This window comes from Microbacterium sp. B35-04 (assembly GCF_010634885.1).
In the GTDB taxonomy this organism is placed as follows: Bacteria; Actinomycetota; Actinomycetes; order Actinomycetales; family Microbacteriaceae; genus Microbacterium.
This window is the reverse complement of record NZ_MWLP01000184.1, coordinates 1-538: the sequence shown is the minus strand read 5'-3', so window position 1 is coordinate 538 and position 538 is coordinate 1. Positions and strand designations below refer to the sequence as shown.

At 70.1% G+C, this 538-nt stretch carries 1 protein-coding gene; it reads right to left on the bottom strand.

Annotation, left to right across the window (positions count from 1 at the left end; translation table 11 throughout):
* Nucleotides 1-538 (bottom strand): dihydropteroate synthase (locus tag B1729_RS20415; RefSeq protein WP_163634636.1); only part of this gene is annotated, 538 nt, incomplete at both ends.

Genomic DNA, 538 nt, shown 5'->3' with positions numbered 1-538 from the left:
TCGCCGACGAGCTCGTCGATGAGCCGCGTGGCGATCTGCACCTTGCCCTCGGTGGTGCGGGCCTGGCCGTGCTCGTCGATCGTCAGCGCCACGACGGCGGTGCCGTGCTCCTTCACGAGCGGCATGATGCGGCCGAAGCGCGAGGTCGGGCCGTCGCCGTCCTCGTAGTTCACGGAGTTGACGACCGGGCGTCCGCCGATCAGCTCGAGCCCCGCTGCGATGACCGCCGGCTCGGTCGAGTCGATGACGAGCGGCAGCGTCGAGGCGCTCGCGAGGCGCGATACGACCTCGCGCATGTCGGCGGCACCGTCGCGCCCGACGTAGTCGGTGCAGACGTCCAGCAGGTGGGCGCCGACGCGGATCTGGTCGCGGGCGATCTCGACGCAGTCGTCCCACCGCTCCTCGAGCATTGCCTCGCGGAACGCCTTCGAGCCGTTCGCGTTGGTCCGCTCGCCGATCGCGAGGTACGAGGCATCCTGCTGGAACGACACATGCTGATACAGCGACGCGACGCCGGGGTCGTCGGTCGTTGAGCGAG